Source organism: Roseomonas sp. AR75, from assembly GCF_005222815.1.
Classification (GTDB): domain Bacteria; phylum Pseudomonadota; class Alphaproteobacteria; order Acetobacterales; family Acetobacteraceae; genus Falsiroseomonas.
The window spans coordinates 386,750-403,517 of the sequence record NZ_STGB01000001.1 but is presented as its reverse complement, the minus strand read 5'-3'; the positions used below and the strand labels follow the sequence as shown (position 1 = coordinate 403,517).

At 70.9% G+C, this 16,768-nt stretch carries 15 protein-coding genes; 9 read left to right on the top strand and 6 right to left on the bottom strand.

What is annotated here, in order from left to right; translation table 11 throughout:
• Positions 1–35 precede the first annotated feature (35 nt).
• From E4T13_RS01780 to E4T13_RS01760, 5 genes are all read left to right on the top strand, one after another.
• Complete coding sequence (locus E4T13_RS01780; RefSeq protein WP_137176525.1) at positions 36–728, top strand: phosphoribosyltransferase; 693 nt, start codon at positions 36–38, stop codon at positions 726–728.
• Positions 725–2,290, top strand: a complete 1,566-nt coding sequence (locus E4T13_RS01775; protein WP_137176524.1) for an ABC transporter substrate-binding protein — start codon at positions 725–727, stop codon at positions 2,288–2,290. The genes E4T13_RS01780 and E4T13_RS01775 overlap by 4 nt, the downstream gene beginning before the upstream one ends.
• Positions 2,291–2,362: 72 nt before the next feature.
• Positions 2,363–2,758, top strand: coding sequence for a hypothetical protein (locus E4T13_RS01770; RefSeq protein ID WP_137176523.1), 396 nt, complete (start codon positions 2,363–2,365; stop codon positions 2,756–2,758).
• Positions 2,759–2,841: 83 nt separating this feature from the next.
• On the top strand, positions 2,842–3,846 hold the full coding sequence (locus tag E4T13_RS01765; RefSeq protein WP_137176522.1) for a hypothetical protein: 1,005 nt from the start codon (positions 2,842–2,844) through the stop codon (positions 3,844–3,846).
• Between the two features lie 25 nt (positions 3,847–3,871).
• A complete protein-coding gene (locus E4T13_RS01760) occupies positions 3,872–5,635 on the top strand; it encodes an adenine deaminase C-terminal domain-containing protein (protein WP_137176521.1) in 1,764 nt (587 codons plus the stop codon).
• Positions 5,636–5,641: 6 nt separating this feature from the next.
• Here the strand turns inward: E4T13_RS01760 and E4T13_RS01755 are convergent, their stop codons facing one another.
• The 5 genes from E4T13_RS01755 to E4T13_RS01735 all read right to left on the bottom strand — a co-directional run bounded on the left by E4T13_RS01755 (position 5,642) and on the right by E4T13_RS01735 (position 10,794).
• A complete protein-coding gene (locus tag E4T13_RS01755; protein ID WP_137176520.1) occupies positions 5,642–6,775 on the bottom strand; it encodes an OpgC family protein in 1,134 nt (377 codons plus the stop codon).
• 119 nt (positions 6,776–6,894) lie between these two features.
• Positions 6,895–7,752, bottom strand: a complete 858-nt coding sequence (locus tag E4T13_RS01750; protein ID WP_137176519.1) for a CoA ester lyase — start codon at positions 7,750–7,752, stop codon at positions 6,895–6,897.
• A 2-nt stretch (positions 7,753–7,754) separates the two neighbouring features.
• Entirely contained in the window at positions 7,755–8,723 is a 969-nt protein-coding gene (locus tag E4T13_RS01745; protein ID WP_137176518.1) for a tripartite tricarboxylate transporter substrate binding protein, read from the bottom strand.
• Positions 8,720–9,913: a CaiB/BaiF CoA-transferase family protein gene (locus E4T13_RS01740; protein ID WP_137176517.1), complete on the bottom strand. Its 1,194-nt coding sequence runs from the start codon at positions 9,911–9,913 to the stop codon at positions 8,720–8,722. Before E4T13_RS01740 ends, E4T13_RS01745 begins: the two co-directional genes overlap by 4 nt.
• Positions 9,910–10,794, bottom strand: a complete 885-nt coding sequence (locus E4T13_RS01735) for a MaoC family dehydratase N-terminal domain-containing protein (protein ID WP_137176516.1) — start codon at positions 10,792–10,794, stop codon at positions 9,910–9,912. Before E4T13_RS01735 ends, E4T13_RS01740 begins: the two co-directional genes overlap by 4 nt.
• An 89-nt stretch (positions 10,795–10,883) precedes the next feature.
• Between E4T13_RS01735 and E4T13_RS01730 the strand changes: the two genes are divergently transcribed.
• From E4T13_RS01730 to E4T13_RS01715, 4 genes are read left to right on the top strand one after another with little or no spacing between them, the layout of a single operon-like run.
• Positions 10,884–11,837 carry a LysR family transcriptional regulator gene (locus E4T13_RS01730; protein ID WP_137176515.1) on the top strand — a complete coding sequence of 318 codons (954 nt, stop codon included), beginning with the start codon at positions 10,884–10,886 and terminating at the stop codon, positions 11,835–11,837.
• A gap of 33 nt (positions 11,838–11,870) precedes the next feature.
• Positions 11,871–12,812 carry a dihydrodipicolinate synthase family protein gene (locus E4T13_RS01725; RefSeq protein ID WP_137176514.1) on the top strand — a complete coding sequence of 314 codons (942 nt, stop codon included), beginning with the start codon at positions 11,871–11,873 and terminating at the stop codon, positions 12,810–12,812.
• A 26-nt stretch (positions 12,813–12,838) separates the two neighbouring features.
• Positions 12,839–13,276 carry a hypothetical protein gene (locus E4T13_RS01720; RefSeq protein WP_137176513.1) on the top strand — a complete coding sequence of 146 codons (438 nt, stop codon included), beginning with the start codon at positions 12,839–12,841 and terminating at the stop codon, positions 13,274–13,276.
• Between the two features lie 3 nt (positions 13,277–13,279).
• Entirely contained in the window at positions 13,280–14,512 is a 1,233-nt protein-coding gene (locus E4T13_RS01715) for an HlyD family secretion protein (protein WP_137176512.1), read from the top strand.
• Here the strand turns inward: E4T13_RS01715 and E4T13_RS01710 are convergent.
• Positions 14,484–16,685, bottom strand: a complete 2,202-nt coding sequence (locus E4T13_RS01710; RefSeq protein WP_137176511.1) for a DUF3141 domain-containing protein — start codon at positions 16,683–16,685, stop codon at positions 14,484–14,486. The genes E4T13_RS01715 and E4T13_RS01710 overlap by 29 nt on opposite strands.
• Positions 16,686–16,768 lie beyond the last annotated feature (83 nt).

Sequence of the window (16,768 nt, the reverse complement as noted above, 5' to 3'; positions counted from 1 at the left end):
GCCACGCTGCGCCGCATCAACCCAGCCGAGAGCCGATGGAGTTCTGGCAGAGCTTCGAGACGCGCGCCGCGCCGCGGGCTGCGTGGGACGCGGCCTATGATGCGCCGCTGCCGGACGGCGCCGCGCTGCGCCTGCCGCTGCGCGACCTCGGCGAGACGGCGGTGGCCGGCTTCGTCGCCAACCAGGCATCCTTCCCCGTTCTGCGGCGCCTGTCGGGTTGGATGACCGAGCTTGCCCGGCCCTTGGGCGCGGAGGCGGTGGTGGGCCTGCCTACACTCGGCCAGGTCTTCGCGCCGCCGATCGCGGAGGCGCTGGGCCATCCCAACTGGGTCGCGCCGGGCTGGTCGCGCAAGCGCTGGTACGAGGAACGCCTCAGCGTGGCGGCGCACTCCATCACCTCGCCGGTCGAGCGCCGGCTCTGGCTCGATCCGCGGCTGCTGCCGCGGCTGGCCGGGCGGCGCGTGCTGCTGGTGGACGACGTGATCTCCACCGGTGCTTCGGCGCGCGCAGGCCTCGCCCTGCTGGCCGCGGCCGGGGTCACCCCGGTCGCATTGCTGGTCGCAATGGCGCAGGGCGACCGCTGGGCGTCGGATTGGCCCGACGCCGTTCCCGTGCGCGCCGTCTTCGCCACGCCGATCTTCGCGCGCCGCTCCGCCGGCTGGGTGCCGGTTCCCGGCAGCGCGCGCCACGACATCTGCCCCCTCATGCCCAAGGACCTCGCCGCATGAAGCTGCGTGCCGCCCTGCTCGCCGCCACCCTGGCTGTCTCGCCCGCCCTCGCGCAGGACAACCTGCGCATCGGCGTGGAGGCCGGACCGACCAGCCTCGATCCGCACTTCGCCAGCCTGATCACCAACATCGCCTTCGCGCGGCACGTCTTCCAGCCGCTGATGGAGCAGGACGCGCAGCAGAACCTGCGGCCGGCCATCGCCACCGCGATGCGCGTCGTGGACGACACGACGTGGGAGGTCACGCTCGACCCGCGCATGCGCTTCCACGACGGCGCGCCGGTGACGGCGGAGGACATCGCCTTCACCATCGCGCGCGCGGGCGACGTGCCCAACAGCCCCAGCAGCTTCCGCTACGCCACGCGCCCCGTCTCGGCGGTGGAATCGGTGAACCCGACCACGGTGCGCATCCGCACCCACCAGCCCACGCCCCTGCTGCCGAACTTCCTGGCGCTGGTGATGATCGTGTCGAAGAAGCATGGCGAGGGCGCGACGACGGCGGACTACAATTCGGGCCGCGCGATGATCGGCACCGGCCCGTTCCGCCATGTCTCCTGGCAGCCCGGCAGCCCCGTGGTGATGGAACGCAACCCGGATTTCGGCGGCACGGCACCCGCCTTCGCGCGCGTCGAGTTCCGTCCCATCGCCAATGCGGGCGCGCGCGTGGCCGCGCTGCAGGCCGGCGACGTGGACCTGGTGGAGATCGTGCCGCCCGATCAGTTTGCGCGCCTGCGCGGCGATACCGCGCGGTTCAGCGTGGCGGAAAGCCCCTCGAACCGCCTGATCTTCCTCACGCTCGATTCCGATCGCGAGACCAGCCCGTTCGTGCGCGCCAAGGGCGGCGGTCCCATCGCCAATCCGCTGCGCGATGCCCGCGTGCGGCGCGCGCTGTCGCTCGCCATCAACCGGGACGCGATCGTCAGCCGCATCATGCAAGGCCAGGCGCTGGCTGCCGGTGACCTCGGACCGCCCGGCTATTTCGGCACCTCCCCCGACCTGTCGCCGACGCCCTTCGATCTCGATCAGGCGAAGCGCCTGCTGGCCGAAGCCGGCCTGCCCGACGGCTTTGCTGTGCAGGTCAACGGTCCGAACGACCGCTATCCGAACGACGAGCAGGTGGTACAGGCCATCGCCCAGATGTGGACGCGGCTCGGCCTGACGGCGACGGTGGAGACGCGCACGCGCTCCGTCTGGCTGAGCGAGGCGGCGCAGTTGAAGTATTCCGTCAACCTCGCAGGGTTTTCGCCGAACCCGGAAGTGCTGGGGATGCTCGAGACGCAGATCCACAGCTGGAACCCGCAGCTCGGCCTTGGCACGGCCAATCGCGGGCGATTCAGCAACCCGGAGATCGACGCGATCATCCAGCGCGCCCGCACCACCATCGACAACGACCGGCGCCGCGCGCTGACGCAGGAAGCGACGCGCCTGGCGCTGCGCGACCACACTGCGCTGATCCCGCTGTATTTCCAAGTGAACACCTGGGCGATGCGGCGCGGCCTCACCTATGAGGCGCGCACCGACGAGATGACGCTGGCCTTCAGCGCCGGGCGCGCGCCGCGCTGAAGGCCGCGCCTTGATCGCGACGGGGAGCGCACCCATGCTAGGATCGTGCGCCACGTTGGCGTGGAGGCTCGGGTGAGCGGTCGCAAGACGGATTATTTCGGTACCTTTCTCGATGCGCTGGGCACCACCAGCGGGACTACGCGCGGCAGCAAGCCAGAGGGCGCGGCGGACCTGCTGGCCCAGGTGCAGGCTGCCGTGGAAAAGGCGGTCGGCCGCAAGGTCGGGTCCGTCCCGACGCAGACGGCGCCGAGCGGCGCCATTTCCCTGGATGCGCTGGTGAAGGTCTGGCCCAGCGCGCCGGACAGCAAGCTCTCCGTCGTTGCGGTCGCCACCACCTTCGGTGCGTCGCTGGACGCTGCGGCATCGGCGCTGAAGCAGGCGGAGACGCTCGGCCTGGTGCGCAACGACTCCGGCATGTTCCTGTTGACCGAGGCGGGGCGCGAAGCCGCTTCGCGCGAGGCCAGCTGACCCGCGCGGCATTGTCAGCGGCGGTCCGCGACCGTTAGGCTTCCGGTGCGGACGGCTGGGGCCGTCGCGGAGCCACGGGGCCGATGGATCGCCGCACCAGCATTGCCCTCCTCCTGCTCGTCGTCGCGCTGCCGCTGATCCCTTTCATCGGTGGGCTGACGGCGTCGGGCATGCTGCGCGACCTTTCGCTGATCGGGCTGATCGCGGTGGTCGGCGGCGCCTTCGTCTTCCTCATTGCCGGGCGCAGCGTGCCGACACCGGCGACGCCGCTGCCGGGCGTGCGCAGCGCCGCGGCCGGCGTCGTGCTGACCCTCGGCAGCGCGCTGCTGCTGGCGGTGCTGCTCACCGCGCTCATCATCTGGGTGCGGCACGATCCGTCGAAGCCCTGGTCGGAGGAGCCCTGGCGGCTGCTGCTCACGCAGTACGGCGCAGTCGCCTTCTTCGCCGGCGCGGTCGGCTTCGGCGAACTGATCGCGCGCTACCGCGACGATCCCGGCAGGCTGCTCGGGCTGCGGCCGGCGGCGGCCTATGTCGCGATCAACGTGGCGGCCGGCGTGATCGCGCTCGCGCTGGTGCAGCAGTTCGAGGTGGTGACCACGCAGAAGAACAAGGCGCTTGTGGAGGGGCTGATCGCCGCCTTCGGCGCCATCGCCTTCTTCCGCACTTCGCTGTTCACGGCGCGTGTGGGCGACACCGATGTGGGCATCGGGCCGTCCACCATGCTCAAGACTTTCCTAGAGTCCTGCGACCGGATGGTGAACCGCGACCAGGCGACGGCGCGCGCCGATGCGGTGGGCGCCTGGATGAAGGATGTCGATTTCGCCAAGGCGCAGGCGACGCTGCCGGCCTTCTGCCTCGGCCTCGTCGAGGGGCTGGACGCCGACGAGCAGCGGGCACTCGGCGACCAGATCAAGAAGCTCGGCGACGACAAGGCCATCGCGGAGGACGCGAAGGCGCGCATCCTCGGCGCATATCTGCTGCGCCAGGTCGGCGCCGACGTGCTGCGCAAGGCGGTGGAGACGCTGGGCGAGACGATCCGCCGCCGCGACGCGGCGCCGCTCGCGGAGCCGGCCGACCCGCCGGCGTGAACGCAATCCTGCAGGAGTGTTGGGCATGAACGACCCGGTCGATCCCGCGCTGCGCGCGCGGGCGGTTCAGGCCGCCCGCGGCGCGGCGCCCTTCGACCTGCTGCTGGCCGGCGGCACGGTGGTGGATGTCGCGACCGGCGAGTTGCGCGCTGCGGATGTCGGGATCGTCGGCCCGCTGATCGCCAGCGTGCATCCGCCCGGCACGCGGGAGGACGCGGCGGCGCTGGAGGATGTGGGCGGAAAATACCTCGCGCCTGGCTTCATCGACGGCCACCTGCATTACGAAAGCAGCCTGATGGCGCCGGCGGACTACTCCGCCACCGTCGTGCCGGCCGGCACCACCACCTGTGTCTGGGACCCGCATGAACTGGCCAATGTGCTGGGCCTTGCCGGCGTCCGCTGGGCGATCGAGGCAAGCCGCAACCTGCCGCTGCGCACGCTTATCGCCGCGCCCTCCTGCGTGCCCTCCGCGCCCGGGCTGGAGAGGGCGGGGGCGGAGTTCGGCGCCGCGGAGATGGCGGAGATGCTCTCCTGGCCGGAGGTCTCGGGCGTCGCGGAAGTCATGGACATGCCGGGCGTGCTGCGCGGCACGGCGCATATGCGCGGCATCGTCGGCGCGGGGCTGGCGTCCGGCAAGAACGTCAACGGCCATGCGCGCGGCATGCGGGACGCCGACCTGCAGGCCTATGCGACAGCCGGCGTCACCTCGGACCACGAGGTCACCGACGCCGAGGACTTCGTGCAGAAGCTGCGCGCAGGCATGACGGTGGAGCTGCGCGGCAGCCACGACTACGTGCTGCCGCATGCGCTGACCGCGCTCGCCGCGCTGCCGATGCTGCCGCCGAACCTGGTACTCTGCACCGACGACATCTTCCCCGACGAGCTGCTGGAGAAGGGCGGGCTGCGCGACACCATCGCCCGTGTCATCGCGCGCGGCGTGAACCCGATCGCCGCGATCCGGCTGGCGACGCTGCACGCGGCGATGCGGCTGAAACGCGACGACCTCGGCCTGATCGCGCCAGGGCGGCAGGCGGATATCGTTGTTCTCTCGGAGCTGACCACGGTGGCGGTGGAGCGCGTGTTCACGGCTGGCCGGCTGGTCGCGCGCGACGGCAAGATGCTTGTGGCGCCGCCGCGCACGGCCGGGCCGCGCGACACGATGCGCCTGGACCCGCAGCCGCTCGAGGCGTTCCAGCTTCGGCCCGTTGGCATCACGGATGGCCGCGCGCGGCTGCGCAAGGTGGTCGGCGCGCGCTTCGTGAGCTGGGGCGAGGCGGAGGTCGCGGTCCGCAACGGCGTCGCGGTGGTGCCAGGGGACCATGCGCTGATCACCATGATCCACCGCCACGGTCGCGTACCGGCGGTGCCGCGCACCACCCTGGCCGACGGCTGGGGCGCGCCGCGCGGCGCCATCGCCACCACCATAGCGCATGACAGCCACAACCTGCTGGTGCTGGGACGCGAGGCGGCCGACATGCAGGCGGCGGCGAATGCGCTGATCGCCTGCGGCGGCGGCATGGCGGTGGCGGAAGGCGGGCGGGTCACGGCGCTGCTGCCGCTGCCCATCGCGGGTCTGCTGGCCGAGACGCCGCCCGAGGAGACGGCGGCGAATTTCGCAGCGCTGCGCGCGGCAGCGGACCGGGTGGTGGAGTGGCAGCTTCCCTTCCGCATCTTCCGCGGCCTGACCGGCATCGCGCTGGCCTGCAACCCCGGGCCGCACCCGACCGACCTCGGTATCGCCGACGGCAGCACCGGCGAGGTATTCGATCCGGCCGAGGTGGTGGCGTAGCCCGCCTCAGCCCGGCGAGCGCGCAGGCACGCGCCGCGCGGCGGGGCGCTGGGATTCGCGCCACATCGCGAAGGCGCCCAGCACGACCACGCCGGCGGGCACCGCCAGCAGGTCGATCCACCAGGCCTGCACCGGCAGCTCGCGGAAGGCCGTGGCGATCCACCAGCTCAGGAACAGGCCGAGGCAGAAGACCTGCAGGCTGTGGCGCCCGATCACCGCCATCAGCCGCGGCACCGCGCCATGCATCCAGCCGACGTCGCGCGGTACCAGCACCGAGACCAGCCAGGCCAGCGCCAGCGCATGCGCCAGCCGCAGCGGGGCAAGCGGCCCCTTTTCCGCCAGCGCCTCCACGAAGTCGGAGGACAGCGGCACCACCCCGTGATGACCGAGCTTGATCCACAGCCCCGCCGCCAGCACCAGCCCGGCCGCGACGAACAACAGGGGATGCCGCGGCAGGGGCGGCTCACCCAGCAGCGTACGGCGGCCGACCCAGGCGCCGATCATGAACAGCACCTGCCAGGCGAAGGGATCGAAGGTGATCTCCGTGCCGCCCAACCCCATCGGGCGCAGGCCGAAGATCTGTGTGACGGCGTATAGGCCGAGCGGCACCAGCAGCGCCCGGTCGCCCACCCGCTCCAGCAGCCACAGGAAGGGCGCCAGGCCGATCATGCAGAAGACGAAGATCGGCAGGATGTCCATGAAGGTCGGCTGGTAGAGCAGCGCCAGCGCCCCCGGCACGGCCTGCCAGGGCTGCGTCACCAGCCATTTCCAGCCGGCCTCCTCCACCAGCCCCGGCACGGGCACCGCGCGCTCCGCGAAGATCATCATCGCCGCGAACAGTGCGAAGACAACGAGATGCGTAACGTAGAGCCGCCCCACCCGCCCCGCCAGGTCGCTCGTCGCCGCCTGGAACCCGTCCCGCGCCCGCTTCAGGGTGAAGACCGAGCCGAGCGCCAGGCCGGACAGCAGCACGAACTGCTCGGAGCTGTCAGAAACACCCCAGGCCGCGTGGATGCCCCAGAAGAAGATGCTGCCATAGGTGTGGCTGATGAAGATCGAGACCTGCATCCAGCCACGCAGGATGTCCATGCGGACATCGCGCGGCGGACGGGCCAGCGTGACGGAGGCGGGTCGCGCCATGGGGCGGCTTTTCCCTGGGAAGCTGGGCAGGCTTCGCCGGCGGGCCGACAGAGGTTACGCCACCCCGCCCGAGGGAAATGCGACGGTCCCGGCCGGGCGCAAGGCCTGGCCCCGGGAGCCTATCGCGCGGCGGCCAGGATGCGACGGGCGCGGCGGAGGATCGGCTCGTCCACCATGCGGCCATCCACCTCGAAGCTGCCGCGGCCTTCGCGCGCGGCCGCCTCGGCGGCGGCGATCTGGCGGCGCGCCAGGTCCAGCTCCTTCTCCGTCGGCGCAAAACCCTCGTTCAGCAGAGGGATCACGCCGGGATGGATGCAGGTGGAGCCGCCGAAGCCGGCGCGGCGGGACCGGGCGATCACGTCCCGCAGCTTCTCGTGATCCCGGAAATCGGCGATCGACCCGAGCGTACCGAAGGCGGTGACGCCGGCCGCCGCCGCAGCGACCACCATCCGCCGCTTGATCATGGCCATGACCTCGTCGTCCGAGGTGCAGCCGATCTCCGCCGCCAGATCCTCCGCGCCGCAGAGCATCCCGCCGACGCGCGGGGATGCCGCGGCGATGGCCTCCATCTGCGCCACCGCCGTCGCCGTCTCGACCAGCGGCAGCAGCACGGCACGGGGCGCAGCCCCTTCCAGCTCGTCCAGCAGCTCCGCGACCAGGCGGACATGGCCGCCATCCATGGCCTTGGTCATGAGGATGCCGTCCGCGCCGCAGGCGACCGCCGCCTCGATGTCGCGCACCGCCAGTTGCAACGGCCGGTTGATGCGGACCAGCACGGCGGCGGGGCCAGCGCGGCAGGTCTCGACCGCCGCGGCCAGGCCCTCCCGCGCCGCGTCCTTCTGCGCCACCGGCACGCTGTCCTCGAGGTCGAGGATGATCGCATCGGCGCCCGACCCCGGCGCCTTGGCGACGAAGCGCGGCACGTTGGCGGGGACGTAGAGCATGGACCGCCAGGTGGCGGCTCGGGCGCCGGTCATGCTCAGTTCGCCGTCACGCCGGCGGCGCGGATCAGCTCGCCCCAGCGCGTGACCTCGGACTGGATCAGCCGGCCGAAGGCCTCCGGCGTCGTCGGCGCGGGCTCCGCGCCATCCTGGCGCAGCCGCTCCGCAACGGCAGGCGAGTTCAGGCTGGCGTTGATCTCGGCGTTCAGCCTGGCGATGATCGGCGCCGGCGTGCCGGCGGGCGCGGCGATGCCGTACCAGGGCACGGCGTCGAAGCCGGGCGCGACCGTCTCTGCCGCTGTCGGGATGCCCGGCAGGCTCGCCACCCGCTGCGGGCTGGATAGGCCGAGGGCGCGCAGCCGGTTCTCCCGCACCAGCGGCATCACGGTCGGCGCGCCGCCCCAGGTCACGTCCACATGGCCGGCGACCAGGTCGTTCAGCGCCGGGGCCAGGCCGCGATAGGGCACGTGTTCAAGGTTCAGCCCGGTCGCATGCAGGAAGGCCAGCATCACCGTATGCCCCGCGCTGCCGTTGCCTGCGGTGCCGTAGCGCAGCTTGCCAGGGTTCGCCTTCGCATAGGCCACGAAGGACTGCATGTCCCGGAAGGGAAGCTGCGGGTTGACAACCAACACATTCGGCGTGGTGGCGATCATCGCCACCGGCGCGAAATCCCGCACGGGGTTGTAGGGGAGCCGCGGATACATCGCGACGTTCACCGCAAGCGTGCCGATATGCCCGAGCAGCAGCGTGTAGCCATCGGCCGGCGCGCGCGCGACCTGCTCCGACCCGATGGCACCGCCGGCGCCGGCGCGGTTCTCCACGACAACCGGCTGGCCGAGCTTCGGCGCGAGCTGATCGGCCATGGCGCGGCCGAGCGTGTCGTTCGCCGCGCCCGGCGGGAAGGGCACGATCAGGCGGATCGGCCGGTTCGGCCAGGATTCCTGCGCGCGCAGCGCGAAGGGGGTGAGCGTCGCCGCGCCGGCGGCGAGAAGCGTGCGCCGGTTCATGCGGCCGTCTCCTTCCCAAGAATGCGTGCCCGATCGGCCGCGTCGTAGCCGAGCTCGGCCAGGATCTCCTCGCCATGCTCGCCGAAGCGCGGCGCGAGGCGCGAAGGCGGCAGGCCGGAGCCCGAATAGCGGTTGGCGTGTCGCAGTCCCAGCATCCAATCCTCCCCTTCTTCCTTCGTCAGCGTGCCCGATCCGCGCAGTTGCGGATCATCCAGCAGGCTGGACAGCGTGTGGTACGGCATGGCCGGCACGTCGTAGCGGCGCAGCAGCTCCACCCATTCGGCGGTGGTGCGTTCCTGCAGCGCCTGCGCGCGCAGGCCGAAATACTCCCTCACATGGACAAGCCGCGCGGAAACGTCCTTGAAGCGCGGATCGTCCTTCAGCTCCGGCCGGCCGATCGCATCGAAGAAGCCGCGCGCCTGGGCGTCGGTGTTGGCGGAGACGCAGATGTAGCCGTCCTTCGTCTTCATCGGCCGCGCGTCGGGCGTCATGATCCGCGGATCGCCCATCGTGCCCTCCGGGTCGAAGGTGCGCTGGCCGAGATGCTCCGACAGCACGAAGGCAGCCGCGTTCTCGAACATCGGCACCTCGACCGCCTGGCCCTGTCCGCTTCGCTCGCGCGCGACCAGCGCGGCGCAGATCGCCTGGGCCGCGATGATGCCGACGATGTGGTCGGTCAGCACGAAGGGCGCGAAGCGCGGCTCGCCCAGCATCGCCTCGTTGGCGGCGGCGACGCCCGAAAGACCCTGGATGATGGTGTCGTAGGCCGGCGCGCCGTCATAGGGGCCGCCGGTGGCGAAGCCGGCGATGGTGCAATGGACCAGCTTCGGGTTGATCGCCGAAAGCGCCTCCCACGTCAGGCCGAGCGACTTCAGCGCGCGCGGGCGCATGTTGCTGACGAAGACGTCGCTAGTGGCGGCGAGGCGCAGCATCACCTCCCTGCCCTGCGGCGACTTCAGGTCCAGCGCGATGGAGCGCTTGTTGCGGTTGAAATGGGTGAATTTCGGCGACATGCCCGGCCTGTCCGCCGGCGCCTTGCCGCCGAGCTTGCGCATCAGGTCGCCTTCCGGCGGCTCTACCTTGATCACGTCGGCGCCCTGCTCGGCCAGCAGCAGGGTGGAGGTCGGCCCGACGATGACGCCGGTGGCATCCAGCACGCGGATGCCGGCGAGCGGACCCTTCCCGCTCACGCCAGCTCTCCCGGCTCGCTCGCCGCCTCAGCCTGCGCCGTCACGCGCCCCGTCTCGTTCATCGCCCACAGCGAAAGGCGGCCATCCTCCTCCTTCCGGCAGCGCAGCTCGCCCTGGCGGTTGACGAAGAATGGATTCACGTTGCGCACGGAGAAGCGGCCGATGCGCCCGTCCGGCAGGTTGCGCCGCGCCATCTCGTGCAGGAACAGCGCGTGCAGTCCGCCATTCACGACAAGGTCGGGATAGCCTTCCTCGTTCTTCGTGTAGGGCGCGTCGTAATGGATGCGGTGCGCGTTGTAGGTGAGCGCGGAATAGCGGAACAGCGTGGTGGTCTGCGGCGCGTAGACCTGCCGCTCATGCGGCTCCGGCAGCTCAGGCGGCGCCTCGGCCTTGGGCGGCGCGCCGGCGCCGGGCCTGGCTTCCTCGCGATAGACGATGTCGTGCAGCTCGGTCAGCACCGGCTGTCCGTCCATCTCCACCACATGGTCCACGCGCACGAAGACCATCTGCCCGGTGCGCCCGACCTTCGGCGTGATCGCGGCGATGGTGGAGATGCGGCGGATCTCCGCGCCGATGCGGATCGGCGCCAGGTAGCGCATGCGGCGGCCGGCGAACATGCGGCGCGGCAGCGGCACCGGCGGCAAGAAGTCGCCCTTGCGCGGGTGGCCATCGGGGCCGAGCTGCGACTGCCGCGCGACGGGGGCGAAGAACACGGCGTGCCAGCCCTCCGGCAGCGCATCGCCACGACGGTAGGCCATCGGGTCGAGATCGAGCAGCGCCGCCGTGCGCCGCACGATGGGCAGCGCCACCTCGTCCTCCAGCACTTCCTGCCGGCCGATCCAGCCGGCCATGGCGCTGGTGTCGAGCTGGGTATCGGGCATTGCGCTTCCTCCGTGTGGCTGCACTGTCCTCCCGTCGCTCCGGGCACGTCAAATGCAATCAAGTGACCGCGCGATGCGTACCGTGCATCATGCCGGCCGCCATGTATTTGGACCTGCCCGGCCTCGAGGCCTTCATCGCCGTTGCCGAGCTCGGCTCCTTCCGCCGCGCCGCGAGCCGGCTGGGCCTGAGCCAGCCGGCCCTGACGCGCCGCCTGCAGCGGCTGGAGGCGGTGACCGGTACCGAACTGCTGGACCGCCGCACCCAGCCCATCCGCCTGACCGCCGCCGGCACCGCCCTGCTGCCGGAAGCGCAGGACGCCATCGGCCGCCTGCGGGAGGCGATGCGTCGCGCGGTGGACCCCGATCGCGGCCAGCGCGTGGAGATCGGCTGCCTGCCGACGCTCGCCGTGCGCCATCTCGGCCCGCTGCTCGTCGCGCATCAGCGGCGCTGGCCGGGATCGGAGGTGGTGGTGCACGAAAGCTCCGCCACCGAGATCCGCGCCATGCTGGATGCGAACCGGGTGGATTTCGCGCTGGCCGCGATCGGCGCCGAGCGCTGGAACGTCACGCCCACGCTGCTGTTCGAGGAGCCCTTCTTCCTGGTGATGCCGGCCGCGCATCACCTTGCGCAGCGCGACTCCGTCGCCTGGGCGGAGCTGAAGGAAGAGCCGGTGGTGTCCACCCATGCGCTCAGCGAGAACCGGCGCCTGGTGGATGGCGCGCTGGATGCCGCGCGGGTGCATGCTGCCTGGCGCGTGGAGGTGCGCCACCTCGCGACCGCGGTCGCCATGGTGGCCGCCGGCGTCGGCCTGGCCGCCCTGCCCGCTTCCGCCCTGCCGGAGCCGCTGCCGCAGGTGCTTGCCGCGGTGCGCCTGGTGCGCCCGGCGCTGACGCGTCGCGTGGGCCTGCTGAGCCCGCGCGAGCGCCACCTTTCCCCCGCCGCGCGTCACCTGATGTCGGAAATCGCGGCGCGGCTGCGTCCAGGCGGCCCGGCCGAGGCGTCGCCACGGCGGGCTTTACGCTCCGCCGCGCGGACCCGATGATCGCGCGCGAAGCAGCACGGGAAGCACCGGTCCATGCCCCTCGATCACACCGCAAAGGGCGTCTACGTCATCGCCCCCACGCCCTTCCACCCGGATGGCCGCGTGGATGACGACAGCACGGACCGCATGACCGACTTCTTCCTGCAGTCTGGCTGCGACGGAATGACCATCCTCGGCGTGATGGGCGAGGCGCCGAAGCTCGACGGTGCGGAATCGCTGGAGATCAGCCGGCGAATCATCCGCCGCGCCGGCAAGGCGGGCATCATCGTGGGTGTCACGGCGCCCGGCTTCGCGGCGATGCGGTCGCTTGCGCGCGGCGTGATGGAGGCGGGCGCGGCCGGCGTGATGATCGCGCCACCGAGCCACCTGCGCCACGACGAGGCGATCATCGGCTATTTCCACCAGGCGGTCGAGGCAATCGGCAGCGACATACCCTGGGTGCTGCAGGATTACCCGCAACTGTTCCAGGTGCAGATGACGCCCGGCATCATCCGCCGCATCGTGACCGAGCTGCCCTCCTGCGTGATGCTCAAGCATGAGGATTGGCCGGGGCTCGAGAAGATCAGCGCGCTGCGCAAGTTCCAGGCCGAGGGTACGATGCGCCCGATCAGCATCCTCTGCGGCAATGGCGGCATCTTCCTGGATTTCGAGATGGAGCGCGGCGCCGACGGCGCGATGACCGGCTATGCCTTCCCCGACATGCTGGTGGAGCTGGTGCGGCTGGCGCAGGCGAGGGAGCGTGACCGCGCGCATGACCTGTTCGATGCGCACCTTCCCTTGATCCGCTACGAACTGCAGCCCGGCGTCGGGCTGGGCGTGCGGAAATACGTGATGATGCGCCGTGGCATCCTGACCTCGGACGCGCAGCGCCGGCCGGGTGCCGCCATCACCGCGAAGGCGCGTGAGGAGGTGGAGTATCTGCTCGCCCGCGTCGGCCGCCACGATCCGCGTGCGCGGCTGAAGCCGGCAGGCTGAGCCGCAGCCGCCGAGAGGAGCGTTCCGTGAACACAGCGCCCCATCCGCAAGCGCCGCACCACCTGCCGTTCTTCCTGGCTGGGCCGGACGGCGCCGATCCCGTGCTGGCGGCCACCGGGCTGTTCCTGCTGGCGGTGGTGGTCGCGGTGGGGCTGCTGTTCCTGCGCCTGCACACCCTGCCGGAGCGCATCGCCCACAAGGGCCAGAAACTGCAGTTCGAGATCGTGGCGGTGCTCGGCCTTATTGCGCTGTTCACGCACATGCACATCTTCTGGGTCGCCGGCCTGCTGCTGGCGCTGATCGACATCCCCGACGTCACCGGGCCGATGCGCCGCATCGCTGGCTCCGCCGAGAAGATTGCGGGCTTCCCGCCCGGTGCCGGCGACACCACGGAAGGGAAGCTGCGCATCGAAGCGCCACAGCCCGCGCCGCACGCCCCCCTGCCGCCGCCGCAGGAGGGCTGACCGATGCTCGAGTTGCTCATCTGCTCGATGGTTACGATCCTGCCGGACTACCTGTTCCGCCGCTTCGCGCAGGGCAAGCGACTGGGGCACGAGATCACCTTCTACTCCGTCTGGTTCGAACTGCGCTGGGGCATCGTCACCTGCCTGCTGCTGACCATCGGGCTGATCACCGCGGTGTTCTACTTCCACCCCTCCACCACCTATGTCAGCGCGGTCTATCGCAGCGTGCCGATCTTGCCGGAGACGATCGGCCGGGTGGCCGAGGTCTATGTGCGCGGCAGCGACGAGGTGGAGGCCGGCGAGCAGTTGTTCCGGCTGGAGGATTCCGCACAGCGCACCGCGGTTGAGACCGCCCGGCGCGCGGTGGCGGAGGTGGATGCCGCGGCAGTGGCGGCGCGCGCCGACCTGGCCCAGGCCGAGGCGCGCATGCTGGAAGCGCAATGGCAGCTTCAGCAGGCAATCGACGAATACGAGACCAAGGCAGAGCTTGCGCGAAGCAATGTGGTCGCCCGGCGTGAGGCCGAGCAGTTGGAAGTGCTGGTGCGCGTGCGCCAGGCCGGCGTCGCCGCGGCGGACGCCGCGAAGCAGGCGGTGGAAGCGCGGATCAACGAGCAGTTGCCGGCGCAGCGCGCCAGCGCGGAGTCGGCGCTGGACCAGGCGCAGGCGCAGCTTGAGAAAACGGTGGTGCGCGCCGGTGTGGCGGGCCGCGTGGAGCAGTTCCTGCTGCAGCCCGGCGACCTGGTGAACCCGATGCTGCGCCCGGCCGGCGTGCTGGTGCCGGAGGACCGCGGCGTGCTGCGCCCCGTGCTCGCCGCCGGCTTCGGCCAGATCGAGGCACGTGTGATCCGCCCAGGCATGCTGGCGGAGGCAAGCTGCGCATCGCAGCCCTGGGTGGTGGTGCCGATGGTGGTGACCAACGTCCAGGGCTTCATCGCCACGGGGCAGGTGCGCAGCACCGACCAGTTGATCGACCTGCAGCAGTTCCGCCAGCCCGGCACCGTGCTGGCCGTGCTGGAGCCGCTCTACGAAGGCGGGCTGGACGGCGTGCTGCCCGGCAGTTCCTGCGTGGCCAATGCCTACACCTCGAACCACGACGCGCTGGCGGACCCGAACCTGCCCACGATGCGCCGCATCGCGCTGCATGCGGTGGATGCGGTGGGCCTCGTGCACGCCATCCTGCTGCGGATCCAGACAGTGCTGCTGCCTTTCACGACCCTCGTGCTGGGCGGCCACTGAGCGCGGCAGCGCGCTTGCGCCTCGACGCCGGGGCGGGTGGCTCCGCCTCCGGCCTCAGCAGGACCGCCACGGGCCCGGTCGGCGTCATGTCGATCCGCGCACCCACGGCGGCCGCCGCGCGCTGCAACGCCGCTTCCGCGACCGCGCGGTCCTTCGGGTCGGCGAAGATGTCGCGCAACGCCCGCAGCGCCGCACCACGATCGGTATGGAGAAGCAGTGCCTCCTGCCGGATTATCGCGCGCATCTGCGATGGCGAGGCCCGGTATTGCTCCGGCAGTTCGGCACGCATCGCACGCAGCGCACGGTAGGCACGTTCGTCAATGCCGCCGCTCGTGCCGAACAGAGCAAGCAGCAGCCGCACCAGCCCTTCTCGCGGGCCGACCTCGGCGGCGCGGCCCAGCAGGTCCTCCGCTTCGCGCCGCGCAAGCTCGCGCCGCACGGGGTCGGCGCCGAGCGGCTGCGGCGCCGGCGCATCGCGCAGGCCGACCGCGGCACGCAAGGCGGAGCCTTCGTAGATCGCGTTGAACAAGTGTTCGGCGGCGGCGTCCCGCGCCTTGGCCCCGTTCTGCAAGGCGTCCTCCACCGCCTTGCCCGCCTGCCGCTCGGCGATGCGGAACGGGTTGTCCGGCCCGGCGGGAAGACGATGCGCCTTCACCATCTGCGCCATCGCGCCGACCGGCCACATCATTGGATTGAGGTCCGAAAGGGCCCAGCGCTGCAGGCGCAGGGGGTGCATCAGCCGCGCGGTCTCCGCCGCAACCTCCGTCGCCGCCGCACGCACGACCGGAGAGACAAACTCGGTGTAGAGGCCCGTGTTGATCTCCGAGACGCGTCGCACGACCTCGAAAGGCCGCTCTCCTGCGCGGTCGCCGGACAGCGCTTCGAGATCCGCCAGGCTGCGTTTCTCGAACCGCGTGAGGTAGCGATCCGGCACCAGCGCCTCCGCGCGAGCCCCCGGCAGCTTGTCCTCGATCTTCATCTCGAACAGGCCTGGTGGCAGGTTCTCGATCAACTCGAGCAGCTCGACGAAGCCGGCATGCTCCTTCCGCGCCACGGAGCCCGACACGAAGATGCCGAGATGGCCGACATTCGGATGCACGCAGTAGACGATGGTCTGCCCCTGCGCGATCAGATCGTCGTCCGAAGCGTAGAGATCCAGCACCCAGTTCAGCGCCTGCTGCGGCGGCGTGATGTCGTCGCCCCAGGAGCACAGCACGCAGATCGGCGACTGGATGTTGCGCAGATCCACGCGCACCTTGCCGTCCGCCGAGCCGATCTCGCCGCGCGCCAGCTTGTTGCCGACGAACAGCTCATCGACGATCGCCGTGATCTCCTCGCGGTTCATCAGGAAGTAGCCGCCCCACCAGCGTTCGAATTCCAGGAAGCGCGGCGGCTCCGTGTCGGCCTTGTCGAACAGGTTGTAGTATTTGCTCCACCAGGTGTTGCCCGGATTCATCTGCTCGAAGTTCAGCACGAGGTTCGCGCCGTCGAACCGGCCAGCGCCGAGGTCGCTCATCAGATGCGTCATCCAGCTTCCGCCGAGCAGCCCGCCCGTGTAGCGCATCGGGTTCAGCCCCGGCGCGCCCGCCCAATAGGACAGCGGCGAGCCGGCGACGAGGATCGGCCCGGGAAGCTCAGGCCGCAGAGCGGCGAGGCCCATGATCGCCCAGCCCGCCTGGCAGTTCCCGATGACACAAGGACCGCCGGGCGCATCGGGGTGCCGCGCACGGATGAGTTCGAGGAAGCGCGCCTCCGCGCGCATGATGTCGACAAGCCTCTGCCCCGGCACCGGATCGGGGAAGAAGGTGACGAAGTAGACGGGATGACCCACGCGCAGCGCGATGCCGACCTCGCTGTCCTCCTTGAAGCCCCCGATTCCCGGCCCGTGGCCGGCACGAGGATCCACCACGACGAAAGGGCGGAGGGTCGCGTCGGTCGGCATGTCGCCGGGCTGAGGCAGGATGCGCAGCAGGGCGTAGTTGCAGGGATGTTCGAAGCTGCGGGCGTCGAGCAGCAATTCGTGCTCGAACTTCAGCAGAGGCGGCTTGCCCGCCATTGCATGCTTGAGGAAGTTGTTGCCGCGCTCACGCAGCGTGTCCCAGTAGAGGATGGTGCGCTGCGCTGCGTCGAGGAGGTATTCGGCGTAGCTGGTCGGGTCTGGCAGGGCCGCCATGATCACCTGTCCTCCGGGCGCTTCGACATGTGCTGCACATGTGAAGTCTACCCGGATTCCGGCCCGGGCGCACAGCGCCCGAT

Bases quoted from the DNA above. Each gene is read 5' to 3' on its own strand.
- E4T13_RS01710 (WP_137176511.1), bottom strand. From the start codon at position 16,685: ATGGCGGCCCTGCCAGACCCGACCAGCTACGCCGAATACCTCCTCGAC.
- E4T13_RS01730 (WP_137176515.1), top strand. From the start codon at position 10,884: ATGCCGGCCGCCATGTATTTGGACCTGCCCGGCCTCGAGGCCTTCATC.
- E4T13_RS01760 (WP_137176521.1), top strand. From the start codon at position 3,872: ATGAACGACCCGGTCGATCCCGCGCTGCGCGCGCGGGCGGTTCAGGCC.
- E4T13_RS01765 (WP_137176522.1), top strand. From the start codon at position 2,842: ATGGATCGCCGCACCAGCATTGCCCTCCTCCTGCTCGTCGTCGCGCTG.
- E4T13_RS01745 (WP_137176518.1), bottom strand. From the start codon at position 8,723: ATGAACCGGCGCACGCTTCTCGCCGCCGGCGCGGCGACGCTCACCCCC.
- E4T13_RS01775 (WP_137176524.1), top strand. From the start codon at position 725: ATGAAGCTGCGTGCCGCCCTGCTCGCCGCCACCCTGGCTGTCTCGCCC.
- E4T13_RS01755 (WP_137176520.1), bottom strand. From the start codon at position 6,775: ATGGCGCGACCCGCCTCCGTCACGCTGGCCCGTCCGCCGCGCGATGTC.
- E4T13_RS01735 (WP_137176516.1), bottom strand. From the start codon at position 10,794: ATGCCCGATACCCAGCTCGACACCAGCGCCATGGCCGGCTGGATCGGC.
- E4T13_RS01715 (WP_137176512.1), top strand. From the start codon at position 13,280: ATGCTCGAGTTGCTCATCTGCTCGATGGTTACGATCCTGCCGGACTAC.
- E4T13_RS01750 (WP_137176519.1), bottom strand. From the start codon at position 7,752: ATGACCGGCGCCCGAGCCGCCACCTGGCGGTCCATGCTCTACGTCCCC.
- E4T13_RS01780 (WP_137176525.1), top strand. From the start codon at position 36: ATGGAGTTCTGGCAGAGCTTCGAGACGCGCGCCGCGCCGCGGGCTGCG.
- E4T13_RS01725 (WP_137176514.1), top strand. From the start codon at position 11,871: ATGCCCCTCGATCACACCGCAAAGGGCGTCTACGTCATCGCCCCCACG.